A 12,954-nucleotide genomic window follows, 5' to 3' on the forward strand; every position below is an offset into this window, starting at 1 on the left:
GAACCTAAAAAAGGTTCTGTGATAATTTCTAAAACATATTATACGAGGAGGATTTTCTGTGAATAAAGAAATTAAATTATTATGGGAATTGCAAAAAATTGAATTAGAGGAAAATAAACTAACACAGATTTTTCATACTTTAAATCAAAAAAAAGAATTGAAAAATTTGCACCAAATCCTTGAAAAGCAAGTACAAGAATTTGAGCTTTTAAAAAAGGATTTAGATAATAAAAAGGAAAAACTAAATCAAATTGACAAAGAAATAAAAGAAATTGAAAAGAATTTAAAAGAAAATGAGATGGTGCTATATAGCGGTAAAATAAAAAATTATAAGGAGATGGAAACTTTATCAAAAAAATCCAAAAGCCTTCAAGAAGTAAAAAAAGATAAAGAAGAGATTTTATTAAAATATATGGAAGATATAGAAGAACTTGAAAGAAAATTAAAGAAAATTTCAAATAAAATCAGAAAAATACAAAAAGAGTATAAAGAAATTAGATTGAAAAATAGAGAAGATATTGATAAAATAAAAAAAGAACTGGAAAAATTAAAAGGTGATAGAGCTTCTATCATTGAAAGAATAAAGCCGGAATATTTAACTATTTACAAAAAGCTAAAAGCTACAAAAGCAGATCCTATTGCAAAGGTTGTTGATTCAAAATGTAGTGGTTGCAATACTATACTATCCTTAGCAAAGATTCAGGAGGTGAGTCAATACACGCTGCCTGTATATTGCGAAAACTGTGGAAGATTAATTTTTGCGGAATAATCATGAAAGGATTTTATTTCAATTAATAGGAAGATTGGGAGGTATTATGAAGAAGTTAACATTGTACACTGATGGGGCATCCCGAGGAAATCCTGGTGATGCCGGAATTGGAATTGTAATTATTGATGAAGAAGGTAATATTGTAAAGGAAATCAGCGATTATATAGGACAGACAACTAATAATATTGCAGAATATAAAGCTTTGATCACCGGTTTAAAAGAAGCTGCAGAGTTAAAATGCGAGGAAGTCAATGTATTTACAGACAGCGAACTAATGGTAAAACAGATTTTAGGAGAGTACCAAATAAAAAACGAAGGGTTAAAGCCCCTTTACAAAGAAGTATTTGAATTGATAAAAGAATTTAAAAAATTTACTATTACCCACATAAAAAGAGAACATAATAAAAGAGCAGATCAGCTTGCAAACGAAGGCATTGACCTTGCGTTAAGCGAGGATGAAATAGAAGTGGATTATTAAGTTGACATAAAATAAAAATTGATGATATAATAAAAAATACTGTGAGTAGGTCGGATGGTCGCGGGTGTCGTTTGGCATCCGAGGAAAGTCCGAGCTCCACAGGGCAGGGTGCTGGGTAATACCCAGTGAGGGCGACCTCAAGGAAAGTGCAACAGAAATATACCGCCTAACACCTTATATGTGTTAGGTAAGGGTGGAAAGGTGAGGTAAGAGCTCACCAGCACACTGGCGACAGTGTGGCTATGTAAACCCCACCTGGAGCAAGACCAAATAGGGGAGCAATGTGGTGGCCCGCCACGCTCCCGGGTAAGGTCGCTGGAGATGTCAGGCAACTGGCATCCAAGATAGATGACCATCCTCGACAGAACTCGGCTTATAGACCTGCTCATGTAACAAAAATTGATTATTTATCAATAATGTGGGTAGGTATTCTTATCGAATGCCTGCCCTTATTAAATTTGACAAGGTTTTAAGGATTGAAAAGTAAATTACAAGTTGTCGATAAAGAAGGATTTATATAAATTCAAAATAATTTAAAACAATTGTATCAAAAATATTTATTTATTGACAATTTAAAAGCTAAAATACTATCTTCAATGCTGGAAGAGGAAAGAAAAAAGCCAGAGAAAGTTTATTAATATTTCGAAAAATATAAAAACAATTTAAGGAAAAAATATAAAATTTAAATCCTTAATGATAGGAAAAAATAAAATGTTTTTTTGCCTGCAAACTTATTGGATATTAATCAAAGAGGCTTCTGAGATTTTTCCCAGAAGCCTTATGTTTTCTGGAGCTGATGGAGGGATTCGAACCCTCGACCTGCGCATTACGAGTGCCTAATTTTCACATCTTTCATTCATCCCACCAACGCCTTGAGTTTCAAAGCCTTCCGCCACCGAAAAGCCTTGCCTTTTCAGGAACTACGCATTGGCCCCTTTTGTTGTTTTATATTCGACACTTCTTATCAAATTCCTGCTCAAGTGGATGAGTTTTTTTTAAAAAGGATGAGGCCCATAGTGCAAAACTATGGGCCTTAATGTTTTTTGCCTTTACTATACTTCACTTTGCCTTTGCTATACTTCTCCTAACTTCACCTAACTATGCTTTTGCAGTGCAAAAACTTAAAAGCTCTATATAGGAAGTAGGAAATATATAGCTTGCTATTATAATTGTAACAGCATACTGAATAATTGTCAAAGGAGGAATGGTAATGGTAACCGCCTTGCGTATATTGCGAGTAAAACGGGACTTAACCATTAAGGAACTATCTCAAAAAGTTGGGGTAAATACAACATGGTACTGTCGCATGGAGCGAGGCCAAAGCTATATACCTCCACATCTGCGACAAAAACTTGCCGATTTCTTTGGGGTGCAGATTTCCGAAATCTGCGACCCTAAAACCGGTTGGCCTATACTTATAGACAACCAATGCCGAAGCTCGTAAGGAAATAAAAAAGGCCCTTTTCGGGCTATGCATTGGGGGTAATAGAATGGTTTTCAAAATTGTTACTCCACAAGGTCTCAAACGCATTGGTGAAGTTAAAGGAGATACCCTTATTAAACACGTCCAACGTTCAAGGCACTTTCATCGCAAATTTAAGGCTTGGGGGATTCAGCAAGAGGCCATTCCCCGTCTTGAACGATTGAAAGTAAAGCATATACGCCTTGAGGTAAAGGACACCGGCGAGGTATTGGTTGCTCCCCTCGAGGTACTAAAGGCCCGTGGTTTTAGCTTTGATTTCGGTCATGGCAAGCAAATATTCCTTCGGGAAGAATATTGGCAACCACTCAATAACCGGCAATTGAGCTTATTCGAGGTGGTGTAAAAATGCCTAACAATGCTGTAACACTTTCAAGTTTAACACAAAATGAAAAGGCAATCAATAGAATCCTTATTCGCCTCGAAGTGGTGAGAAACACCGGCCCGGGCAGGTGGATAGCAAAATGCCCTGCCCACCCCGATAAAAGGCCGTCGCTTGCCATTAAACAAGCGGAGGATGGACGTATTCTCCTCCATTGTTTCGCTGGGTGCAATACCCGGGCCATCCTCGAGGCAATAGGATTGGACTACTCTGACTTATTCCCCGGTTTTAAGAAGCAATCTTCCCGGCAAAAATTACGAGAAAATGCAGAAAAAAACCTTGAAAAAGCACTAAAACGCATTGCTGAAAACGCAATTATCGAAGAAATCCGCTTAGCTGAACACCTTTTATGGAAATATGGGGGGTGGGAAGAAATTATGAATAACGCCCCCAACTCTGAGGTTCTGGCATGGCTGGCACATCGCCTAACATATCTTGACTACCTATGGCACGAACTTACAACCAACGGAATTTCGAGTGATATTCTTCTTTGGCTAAGGAAGGAGGCCATAGTATGACACTCGGCGAAGAACTCCTTGAAATGCTGACTGCCGAAGAACTTGAAACAATTGCGGAGGCAAAGGGGATACTCAAGAAAGAAAGAGAATCTCAGGCCCAAAGCCTTGTCAATCTTGTGTTGTCCGCTGGCGTCGAACTTTTCCATACCCCCGACGGCAACGCTTATGCTACCGTGCCGGTTAACGGCCATAAAGAGACTTGGCCCGTGTCCTCAAGAGGAAGCGGGCCTTTCAGGAACTGGCTACGGAGGATATTCTTTGAAAAGCACGGCAAGCCCCCCGGAAGTCAAGCACTCCAAGACGCAATAGGAGTGTTAGAGGCGAAAGCTCAATTTGACGGGCCGGAATATCCGGTTTTCACGAGGGTTGCGGAACACGACGGCAAAATATACATTGACCTTGCAAATGACGCTTGGGAAGCGGTGGAAATATCACCAATGGGCTGGCGGGTAATAAGCGACTGCCCGGTAAAATTTAGGCGTAGCAAAGGCATGTTGCCACTTCCTCACCCCGAAGCTGGGGGGAGGATAGAAGAACTGAAACAATTTCTCAATATCCCCGACGAGGATTCTTGGCGGTTGATGGTGGCGTGGCTTTTGGCGTCCTTGCGTCCAAAAGGGCCTTATCCGGTATTGTTATTGCAGGGCGAACAAGGAAGTGCGAAGTCTACAACGTCAAAGGTATTGCGGGCCTTAATTGACCCTAACACCGCACCCTTGCGGACTGCACCACGAGACGAGAGAGACCTTATGATAACTGCCACGAATACATGGGCCGTTAGCTTTGATAATTTAAGCGGGATACCTCTCTGGTTGAGTGACGCACTTTGTCGGCTTGCTACCGGTGGAGGATTCTCGACAAGGACGCTTTACGAAAACGACGAAGAAACAATATTCTCGGCCTGCCGTCCTATAATCGCCAACGGCATTGACGAGATAGCCTCGAGACACGACCTTTTGGACAGGGCCATAATTATTCACTTGCCCCCTATACCGGAGGAAAATCGAAAGGACGAGGCCCAATTTTGGGCCGAATTCGAAAAGGCAAGACCACGAATCTTTGGAGCACTCCTTGACGCTGTTAGTGCAGGGCTGAGAAACATTGATAGCGTGAAACTCGACAGACTTCCTCGCATGGCGGATTTTGCAAAATGGATAAGCTCATGTGAGGAAGTATTACCGTGGCCCTCGGGGGGATTTATGGAAGCATACTTGGGTAACCGTGAAGAAGCAATAGAAGTGGCCCTTGAAAGCGACATTGTGGCTGTTGCAATTAAGAACCTTCTCGAAGAAAGGGAGGTCTGGGAGGGGACGGCAAGCGAACTGCTGGAGGCGTTGGAGGTATTCATTGACGACACCACGAAAAGAAGCGTCGCATGGCCGAAGAATCCGAGGAATTTAGGGAATAGGTTGCGTAGGGTTGCAACTTTCTTGCGTGCGAGTGGCATTGAAGTGGAATTTTTACGAGAGGGACATGACCGACGCCGATTAATTAGATTAAAGAGAGAAAACGTTGTCCGCAATGTCCGCAACGTCCGCAATGACCTCCAAAGCCTTGAAAATACTGGGCTTGAGGTGCGGACGATATGCGGACAACGTGCGGACAATGCGGACGAAGTGCGGACAACAAATAAAAATTCGTTGTCCGCAACAGAAGCCTTGAAAGACAAGGGGTTGAGGGATGCGGACAACAAAGCGGACAATGCGGACGATAAAATTCCCATTCAATCTAATGACATGCAAGACCAGCTTTGGGATAACCTTCTCGAACTTGCAAAAGAGAATCACCCTGAAGTATACGAACCCCTCAAGGCCCTACGCATAGCCGGAACAACGCTGAAGAAAACGGAAGAAGGATGGCAATTTAGGCCCAATATCGGCAGTACGTTTAAGTCAAAGAAGGAATTACTTAATTGGATTAAGGAAAACATCATGCCACACAAGGAAGCAGTAAAAGACTTACTCGCAAGACTAAAAAAAGAAAGCAACGTCCAAAATGATGGTGGCTTGGAGGTATGGGAAATATGACGCCTGAGGCCATCGTTGAAGAACTGGAGAGAAAGGGCGTAAAAATAACCGTCGCTGGGGACAAGCTCAGGCTTGAGGCCCCGGCTGGCGTCCTTACTCCATCGCTGAAGGAACTCATAGCACGCAATAAGGCCCAAATCATCGAATGGCTTATGAACCCTACTACCGACTGCATGGGCACGGTAGTAAAGTTATACCACGCAAGGAAGGAATGTTTAGAAGCTGGCTACTGCTTACAATTTACGCTGGACTGCGACCTATTCCCTCTAACTTGGCGATGGGGATGGTGCAGTGAAAGGGTTAGTATGCAATGGCCACAAAAGAAAAGGCAATTGAAAGCCTCGTCGGTTTAACCGACGACCCTATGGGGGGAGTCCAAATTTCGGGCTTGCTCTGGGAACCGGCGGCGGGCAGGCTTGCGTTTACAAAATTCCCTTTATCTCGCAAAAGGGGGAAAGGAGCGGTTGACTACCCCTTCCCGAATATGAAGAAGCCTGCAAAGTGGTTTTAATCTTGCTGTGGTAGGTCAAACCAATCCAATTTTGGAGTCGCTATAACGCTAAAGCAAGAATCACAAAAAAGGGGATTGCGTTAAAAGCAGAACCTTCCTCAAATTTGAGGAAGCCTCTTAAACGGAAGTTTCCTGCTTTCGGTAATTTTACCCCTCCCCCCGGTGCAGTAAATCAAAGGCACTCTGGAGACTGGCGGGCAGGGCCTTCAAAAACCCCGGAAGGGACTTTTACACGAGGGGGGTTGAAAATGCTACGCACTTTACGACCTGTTTTTAAGAAGGGGGAACTGCACATTTACCTTACTACCTGCTGGCGTTGGAAGGATGAATTTCTCACACTTATGGCCCTGCTTGCGGTAGAAGAAGGACTAATAAGGATTGAAGACTAACGGTGAAAGGAGGCTTTTCTTGTGGAGTCCATACTTTACCCCTTGAGCTGGGCATTATCGGCCATGGGAGCAATGCTACTGCTGAAATTCCTTTTCTCGAGGTGAGGCGATTGATTCCTACCCACGTAAGGCGATTTTGTAAGGACGTATTAAGGCAATATCCGTTTATGAAGAAGGAGCTTGCCACCCTTGAGGAAGAATGTAAAGCGGTGGCCGGTGCTATCCCCTCCGCTTGGCCTGCGGAAGTGAGGATAAAGGCGATAGGCGACAGGACGGCCAATCAGGCTTTCCGGTTACTCAGGCTTGAAGAACGCTGGAGGCAGGTTAAATTTTACGTTGAGGCGGTAGAAGATTTATTGGCATACCTTGACGAAGAAAGGCGAAAACTCGTAGAACTGCACTTCTTTAAGGGCCTGCCTCCTTGGAGGGTGGCACAAGAACTAAACATCTGTGAACGCAATTTCTACCGCAATGAGAAGGAAATCCTTGTCCTATTGGCCCATAGGTTGGGGTTGTGACCGGAATTGAATTCTGCTCATAAAAAACAACAAAATCCCTGGAAAGTTTAACAAAGTTTAACAACCGGAACGCAAAGAGGTTGCAATTTGCGAGGCCATTTTAATGTTAAAGCGTAACAAAGTTTTCCGGAAGCGTAACGGTGCAACAGGGACACGAACAAGATAACAATATGAACCTTAACAATCTTAACACTTGCAGGGTTTAGGTTAACACCTTAACAATGGCTCAAGTGGCTCAAAATGGCTCACTGGCTCAAAGCGGTCAAAGACTGAAGTTTTTAGCCTTGCTATGACGGATTGAAACGGTGTTGGGAGGGTGTCCCTTAAAAGAACCTCCTTGTTTTTAGCCTCGCTATGACGGATTAGAAACCAGTCCAACTTTGGGCCTGTTGAAAGTTACTATGACGGGATGACCTCGAAGTTTACAAGGCCATGTTGTGAACATTGTGTTCACAAAGGAGCAGGAAAGAGAGAAAAACGAGGGAGAAAAGGGGGCAAAAATCACTTAATAGCGTGACCATAAGAGGTCACAATCAATAAGGGAGGGATGGAATATGGCAACAAAAACATACAAAAGGGAACACGGCCTTACCATCGAACAACTCAATGCTGTTGAACTTTTAGTCATGGGAAAAACCGATAAAGAAGTGGCTGAAGCTGTGGGAGTGAATCGGGTAACGGTTACAAAATGGCGGTTGTATGACCCTTACTTTCAAGCTGAACTGAACAGAAGGAGAAAAGAGATATGGGGCGTTGCAGTAGACAGGTTTAGAAGCCTCCTGCTAAAGGCCCTGAATACGGTTGAGAAGGCCATCGAAGAAGGAGACGCAAGGACGGCAATTGAAATCCTACGGATGGCGGGAATGGATATGACGAAAGGAGGAAGCTCCCTTGGGACTTACTTAGTGGGAGAGACAGAAGCGGAAGAGATACTGGAGGAATTAGCGGAAGCGAAGAAGCGGGAAGAAATATTCAAGGCTTTCCCTGCTCCTACCGATTGGGAGAAGAAAAGCGTCCTTGATGAACTCGAAGAACTGGCAACGAGATTGGAGAGATTGCAGACCAGAACCGGAACATAGCGGAACAATTGCTTGGATAACGCAAAATAACGCAAAATTGATGGCCCTGTCTTATGAAAAGCCCACGAAAAGCCCGTAAAAGCTGATGGATGGTAGAATATCCGACATAGAAAAACCCCTTGAAAACGGACATTTTCGGACATCAGAAAAGCCCGTAAAAGCCCTTTTCTATGCAGGGGGATATAGAACTATCCGGGGCAAGAAAAAACCGCCTTAAAAGGCAAATATGAAGGCGGTTGCAAGTCAAAATAAGTCAATTTTCAAGCGAACCTGAACGAACCATAAAAAATAAAAGGCTGGGAGGAATCATACCACCCCCAGCACTTGACTTATACCAGCTTTCTCGGTGCACGCTTACCCATCTGCTGTAACTTCTGCACGGGAGAAGCCTTCTCGTGGACTTCCTTTATATCATCCTGCGAAAGCCTGACGTAACGCCTTGTCATAGTCAAATCTGTATGGCCCAATATCCTCTGGAGGCTGAACGGGTCTCCACCTGCCTTGAGAAACTCAATGGCGAAGGTATGGCGTAGGCCGTAGGGAGTGACTTTGATTCCTGCCTTCTTGCAGTAATTCCTTACTCTTTTGGCCCAATCGTTTTCATTCAAAGTAATGCCATTCTCGGAAGCAAACAAAGGCACATCATCACCCCAACACTCTGGACGTATTCTCAAGAACCTTGCAATCTGCTGGGCGGTGAAAGGATTAATTACAAGCGTCCTTCCTACTCTTGCCTTTGCCACTTCGGGCCTTATACGTATCTCCCTTGACTCAAGGGAGAGGTCTGAAACTTTTACCTGCAATAACTCTCCGGGCCTTACGCCTGTGTCAATCTGCACGAGCATAAGGCAGTAATCCCTAAGGCCCGTATAGGTCTTTTTGTCCGGCTGTTGGAGAAGTTTTTTCACTTCCTCGAGGGAGACATGACGGATATTGTCAATATCTTCTTTGGCCCTTTTTATGCCTTCTGCTGGATTGGCGGGGATATAACCTTCTTTTGCACACCACGAAAAGAAAGCCTTAAGGTGGGCAAGCCTCTTATTTCTCGTGCTGGGAGAAGCCTTTTCGGTGAAGTATTTTAATACACTTTGACGTAGAGAGGTATAAGACTCTAAAGCATGAGGAAAGCGATTGAAGAACCTTTCGACGTGGAAGCGGTAATCGTGGATTGTCCTTGCACTTCTGCCTTCTGCCTCTTTGACGAGGATAAACTCCTCTAACAAGTCCTGCCATGTAATTTGAGACGTAAGAGGCAGTTTTAAGACGTTGTTTTTAGTCATAAAAACAACCTCCTTCAGGAACTACGCATTTTTTAGTCCCCTTCGGAGGCTGGAAGGCTTGATATTCAAGGCTGGAGCTGATGGAGGGATTCGAACCCTCGACCTGCGCATTACGAGTGTGGTCTAAATAATTATATATGATTTTATTTATTGATACAAATACCATGAAACCCTTGATTTTTCTGGATTATTAGCAATATGCGCAGGTTAGTAATTTATATTTTTCTTGCTAATTTTTAAATTTACATTAGCAAAATATTAGCAAATTTATTAGCAATAAGTTATTTAAGGTTATACTTTGCCAAATATCTTTTTTGCAACCTTATTGGCCGCCTCTTTTTGCATGGAAGGTAAGACATGCGAGTAAGTATTAAGGGTAATGCGTATATCGGTATGACCTAACCGCTCTGATACGATTTTAGGATTGACTCCTTCCTGCAATAATAGAGTGGCATGAGTGTGGCGAAGGTCATGAAAGCGCACTCTTGGAAGGTTGATTTTGTCTAATACCTTTGTGAAGGCCTTCGTTATATAGTCGGGGTCAATTAACCGGCCATCAGGCCAGGTGCAGACGTAGTTTGTATTGGCAATCTCATATTCAGGCCCGAACATAAGACGATACTCAGCTTGTGCAATTTTGTGTTTTTTTAAAAGCTCTATCGTTGTATCGTCCAGAACTACTGGTCTTCTGCTACCGGCAGTTTTTGTTTCTCTTAAAACTAATTCGCCGTCTATCCTCTGTAATTGATGCCTCACATAAAGACATTTTCTTTCAAAATCTATATCGCTCCATTGCAATCCGCATATTTCACCACGCCGCATTCCTGTGGTTGCAGCAAGAAGCGTAGGGATAAAGAGTATGTGTTTTTCTTGATAGAGGAAGTTAAGAAGTTCTGCAATTTGGGCAGGGGCCAAAATATTTATTTCAGTCTTTCTAGCCTTCGGTGGTTCGACTGCATCAGCAGGATTCCGCGGAATAAGTTGCCAGCGTATGGCATGTTTCAGGGCTTCGTGAATGATTCTGTGCTGATAGAGAGCCGTAGCTGGAGCCAAGCCCGGTCCTTCTTCTTTATCCAGAAGCCAAGTGTAATGCTGCTGTATATGGAAGGGACGAAGGTCTTGAAGTTTTATGTTGCCCAGGCGAGGTATCAGGTATAGCCTTATTATTTCTGAGTATCTGCGAAGGGTTCGGGGCGCTAAATTAGCCTCGCAATAATTCTTAATCCATTTTTCCAGGAAGTCGGCAAAAGTAATATCTTTGGCAAGAGTTATTTCCCCGGCATTTGCTTTTTGTATATACTCAGCCAGGGCAGCTTCAGCTTCTTTTTTTGTCTTAAATCCACCGATCCACTTCTGTTTCTTTTTCCCGTTAACGTCAACGTAAAAGACTATTGTCCATGTGGAACCTCTCTTCCTGATATGGCCTCTCATAGCATAATCCCCCTTGTTGGAGCATTAAGTCATATCGTAGCCTTTCATATTCTCCTGATTCAATAAGTGAAATACTAAGCTGTTTCCTAAACCTTACTAAACTTATCACCACCCCAAAGCTTTCGGATAAAAAATAATCATTATCATACTGCTCCCAATAATGCTCAAAAATCCCAATTGGCATTAAAAAGTATGCGCAAAACGCTTTCGCCTGGGCCTCATTCTTTGCTATCACTATCTTATTAGTAAAATAAGCATTCCCGCAATGGTATGTATGCCCATATTCGTGAACTAAATATTCTCTAAGCTTGTCCATATTCTTTTCAAAGCCTGCATAAATATATCTTTTTTTATTATCCTCTAGATATAAAGCCTTTTTAATATATTTTGAGTATTCAAGTTGAATATTCTCATTCTCGATTATATATTCAATCGTGCTTATTGGAATTGGGAAAGAGGAAATATTATAACGCATTAAAATAGCATTTGCTTTTTCAGCCATAAGCAAGTGCAAAGTTACATCACTCCTTACTAAAACAAATGTTCGTTTGTAAAGTAAAAAAATAAATAACATTAATTATTCACACCTTATCCACAATTTTATCCACAAAAATATGATATTCTATGTAAATTAAAGAATACAGCAGAATATAGCATAAAATAGCATAAAATTGACTAAAATATAATTAATTGAGGAGTATATTTTTATAGAAAAATAGAATATAATATTATCAAAAGATAAATTGAGAATGATGGCGTCACCTGTGGAGGTATAACTGTGAATTATGACACAGTTAGCCCAGGGACGCCTAATTTATTTTAATGAATAGTTTTTGAGGGCTCGAAATAAAATATATTAAATCTTTTGTCGTCCCAATTTGTAATAAATATTAAATCATTTCTACCTAAATTTGATGCAATATGTTTTGCAAGTGCAAGTTTGCCTTCTCTAACATTAGTTTTTAAATGTTCTTTATTCCAAAAAAAGCCTACTGCTCCCATTAAAATATCTGCTATTTGTATAAGTCTTCGATCTCTGGCTTCTCTTGCTTCAATAGATATTACAGGTGGAGATACTTTTCGATAACCATAAAGCCAAGAATATTTATTAATTTTATCTTCAAATTTTTTATTGAGCTTTTCTTTCAATCTACTAAGCCTAAATTCTTCACAATCTTCGTCAAAAGCTTTTTTAATAGATCTGTGAGCTATACGGATATGATATTCATTTGATTTTTGAAGCCAATTTAAAATTAATTGGCAATAAAGATTATAGAAACCTTCTTCATAATCTCCCTTGTAAAATTTGTCATGAGTAAAATCATAATCTTTTTTATTAACTATTAGGGTTCTAAAGAACATTATATTTTTTGAATTATAATCAAAATATAAATCTACTATTTTTTTATATGCTTTATAGTATTTGTTATTTATTGTAGGCGGGACCTTAGTCCATTTCATGTGCCCGATTGGTTTTTCAAATTCTAAAGTGTTTTTGCAATAACTCTCAAAATCATTTACAAAATCCCAACCATTTTCTTTTTTTATCCATATTCCTCCTACCAATATATATTCAGACTTTGTTTGTCTGCTTTCGTCGCAGTAAATTTTGTAAATCGTAGCTTATCGCCCCTTTACACTAAGCCGATTTACTTTCCTTTCTCCTCCTGCTCCCGCATTTTCCTTCTCGCCAATAATCCCTGAAGAAAAATTTTCAGCTGTTCTTTTTCTTCTTCCGACATCCCCTTTAAGTCATAAAACATTATAGTTACGTCCGGCCCCAGCTCACGCATTATTTCGTTTATTTCGTCGTCGATTGTTTTCTCTTCTTCTTCAGGGATGGTTGTATCTAATAAATAATCTAAAGACACTTCATATATTTCAGCAAATTTTTTTAGCATTTTTGCATCAGGAATTCTCTCGTCACGTTCATAATTAGAAAGCGCACCATTTGTTATGCCGAATATTTTAGCGGCATATAATTGAGTCCATCCTTTATTTTCTCTCAACTCTCTTAATTTTTGACCGAGAGTTTTTTTCATATCCCACCAACTCACTTCGTTTTAAACAAATTATATCACTTTTAAACAAT

General features: G+C 41.2%; 15 protein-coding genes, 1 tRNA gene and 1 other RNA gene. 11 read left to right on the plus strand and 6 right to left on the minus strand.

Annotated features, from left to right (window positions below; genetic code table 11):
• Nucleotides 1–58 precede the first annotated feature (58 nt).
• The 3 genes from ACPLVF_RS07520 (at nt 59) to rnpB (ending at nt 1,639) form a co-directional block, all read left to right on the plus strand.
• Nucleotides 59–769, plus strand: coding sequence for a zinc ribbon domain-containing protein (locus tag ACPLVF_RS07520; RefSeq protein ID WP_424907216.1), 711 nt, complete (start codon nt 59–61; stop codon nt 767–769).
• Nucleotides 770–815: 46 nt separating this feature from the next.
• The gene (locus ACPLVF_RS07525) at nt 816–1,247 is read left to right on the plus strand and encodes a ribonuclease HI family protein (protein ID WP_424907217.1); all 432 of its coding nucleotides are present in this window, start codon (nt 816–818) and stop codon (nt 1,245–1,247) included.
• A 42-nt stretch (nt 1,248–1,289) separates the two neighbouring features.
• An RNA gene (rnpB, locus tag ACPLVF_RS07530) (RNase P RNA component class A) lies at nt 1,290–1,639 on the plus strand.
• Between the two features lie 396 nt (nt 1,640–2,035).
• Here rnpB and ACPLVF_RS07535 read toward each other — a convergent pair.
• A tRNA-Thr gene (locus ACPLVF_RS07535) sits at nt 2,036–2,116 on the minus strand.
• A gap of 341 nt (nt 2,117–2,457) precedes the next feature.
• Between ACPLVF_RS07535 and ACPLVF_RS07540 the strand changes: the two genes are divergently transcribed.
• The 8 genes from ACPLVF_RS07540 (at nt 2,458) to ACPLVF_RS07575 (ending at nt 8,151) form a co-directional block, all read left to right on the plus strand.
• Nucleotides 2,458–2,691 carry a helix-turn-helix domain-containing protein gene (locus ACPLVF_RS07540; RefSeq protein ID WP_424907218.1) on the plus strand — a complete coding sequence of 78 codons (234 nt, stop codon included), beginning with the start codon at nt 2,458–2,460 and terminating at the stop codon, nt 2,689–2,691.
• A 46-nt stretch (nt 2,692–2,737) separates the two neighbouring features.
• On the plus strand, nt 2,738–3,073 hold the full coding sequence (locus ACPLVF_RS07545; protein WP_424907219.1) for a hypothetical protein: 336 nt from the start codon (nt 2,738–2,740) through the stop codon (nt 3,071–3,073).
• Nucleotides 3,074–3,075: 2 nt separating this feature from the next.
• Entirely contained in the window at nt 3,076–3,627 is a 552-nt protein-coding gene (locus ACPLVF_RS07550; RefSeq protein WP_424907220.1) for a hypothetical protein, read from the plus strand.
• Nucleotides 3,624–5,654, plus strand: coding sequence for a hypothetical protein (locus tag ACPLVF_RS07555; RefSeq protein ID WP_424907221.1), 2,031 nt, complete (start codon nt 3,624–3,626; stop codon nt 5,652–5,654). Before ACPLVF_RS07550 ends, ACPLVF_RS07555 begins: the two co-directional genes overlap by 4 nt.
• Nucleotides 5,642–6,007: a hypothetical protein gene (locus ACPLVF_RS07560; protein ID WP_424907222.1), complete on the plus strand. Its 366-nt coding sequence runs from the start codon at nt 5,642–5,644 to the stop codon at nt 6,005–6,007. The genes ACPLVF_RS07555 and ACPLVF_RS07560 overlap by 13 nt, the downstream gene beginning before the upstream one ends.
• 406 nt (nt 6,008–6,413) lie before the next feature.
• The gene (locus tag ACPLVF_RS07565; RefSeq protein ID WP_424907223.1) at nt 6,414–6,554 is read left to right on the plus strand and encodes a hypothetical protein; all 141 of its coding nucleotides are present in this window, start codon (nt 6,414–6,416) and stop codon (nt 6,552–6,554) included.
• A gap of 2 nt (nt 6,555–6,556) precedes the next feature.
• A complete protein-coding gene (locus ACPLVF_RS07570; RefSeq protein WP_424907224.1) occupies nt 6,557–7,072 on the plus strand; it encodes an ECF-type sigma factor in 516 nt (171 codons plus the stop codon).
• Nucleotides 7,073–7,626: 554 nt separating this feature from the next.
• Nucleotides 7,627–8,151: a hypothetical protein gene (locus ACPLVF_RS07575; protein WP_424907225.1), complete on the plus strand. Its 525-nt coding sequence runs from the start codon at nt 7,627–7,629 to the stop codon at nt 8,149–8,151.
• A gap of 329 nt (nt 8,152–8,480) precedes the next feature.
• On the opposite strand, the gene ACPLVF_RS07580 is transcribed toward ACPLVF_RS07575, so the two are convergent.
• The 5 genes from ACPLVF_RS07580 to ACPLVF_RS07600 all read right to left on the minus strand — a co-directional run bounded on the left by ACPLVF_RS07580 (nt 8,481) and on the right by ACPLVF_RS07600 (nt 12,904).
• Nucleotides 8,481–9,431 (minus strand): tyrosine-type recombinase/integrase, encoded by a 951-nt coding sequence (locus ACPLVF_RS07580; protein WP_424907226.1) that lies wholly within the window; start codon nt 9,429–9,431, stop codon nt 8,481–8,483.
• A 291-nt stretch (nt 9,432–9,722) separates the two neighbouring features.
• Nucleotides 9,723–10,862, minus strand: coding sequence for a tyrosine-type recombinase/integrase (locus ACPLVF_RS07585; protein WP_424907227.1), 1,140 nt, complete (start codon nt 10,860–10,862; stop codon nt 9,723–9,725).
• The gene (locus ACPLVF_RS07590) at nt 10,807–11,376 is read right to left on the minus strand and encodes an ImmA/IrrE family metallo-endopeptidase (RefSeq protein WP_424907228.1); all 570 of its coding nucleotides are present in this window, start codon (nt 11,374–11,376) and stop codon (nt 10,807–10,809) included. The genes ACPLVF_RS07585 and ACPLVF_RS07590 overlap by 56 nt, the downstream gene beginning before the upstream one ends.
• A gap of 305 nt (nt 11,377–11,681) precedes the next feature.
• Nucleotides 11,682–12,479: a DUF3800 domain-containing protein gene (locus tag ACPLVF_RS07595; RefSeq protein WP_424907288.1), complete on the minus strand. Its 798-nt coding sequence runs from the start codon at nt 12,477–12,479 to the stop codon at nt 11,682–11,684.
• A 32-nt stretch (nt 12,480–12,511) separates the two neighbouring features.
• On the minus strand, nt 12,512–12,904 hold the full coding sequence (locus ACPLVF_RS07600) for a helix-turn-helix domain-containing protein (protein ID WP_424907229.1): 393 nt from the start codon (nt 12,902–12,904) through the stop codon (nt 12,512–12,514).
• Between the last annotated feature and the right edge of the window lie 50 nt (nt 12,905–12,954).

It is taken from the genome of Thermovenabulum sp., from assembly GCF_049701175.1.
Classification (GTDB): Bacteria; Bacillota; Thermosediminibacteria; order Thermosediminibacterales; family Thermosediminibacteraceae; genus Thermovenabulum.

Coding starts and splice junctions, on each gene's coding strand:
- ACPLVF_RS07525 (WP_424907217.1), top strand. CDS start 816: ATGAAGAAGTTAACATTGTACACTGATGGGGCATCCCGAGGAAATCCT.
- ACPLVF_RS07540 (WP_424907218.1), top strand. CDS start 2,458: ATGGTAACCGCCTTGCGTATATTGCGAGTAAAACGGGACTTAACCATT.
- ACPLVF_RS07545 (WP_424907219.1), top strand. CDS start 2,738: ATGGTTTTCAAAATTGTTACTCCACAAGGTCTCAAACGCATTGGTGAA.
- ACPLVF_RS07550 (WP_424907220.1), top strand. CDS start 3,076: ATGCCTAACAATGCTGTAACACTTTCAAGTTTAACACAAAATGAAAAG.
- ACPLVF_RS07555 (WP_424907221.1), top strand. CDS start 3,624: ATGACACTCGGCGAAGAACTCCTTGAAATGCTGACTGCCGAAGAACTT.
- ACPLVF_RS07560 (WP_424907222.1), top strand. CDS start 5,642: ATGGGAAATATGACGCCTGAGGCCATCGTTGAAGAACTGGAGAGAAAG.
- ACPLVF_RS07565 (WP_424907223.1), top strand. CDS start 6,414: ATGCTACGCACTTTACGACCTGTTTTTAAGAAGGGGGAACTGCACATT.
- ACPLVF_RS07575 (WP_424907225.1), top strand. CDS start 7,627: ATGGCAACAAAAACATACAAAAGGGAACACGGCCTTACCATCGAACAA.
- ACPLVF_RS07580 (WP_424907226.1), bottom strand. CDS start 9,431: ATGACTAAAAACAACGTCTTAAAACTGCCTCTTACGTCTCAAATTACA.
- ACPLVF_RS07585 (WP_424907227.1), bottom strand. CDS start 10,862: ATGAGAGGCCATATCAGGAAGAGAGGTTCCACATGGACAATAGTCTTT.
- ACPLVF_RS07600 (WP_424907229.1), bottom strand. CDS start 12,904: ATGAAAAAAACTCTCGGTCAAAAATTAAGAGAGTTGAGAGAAAATAAA.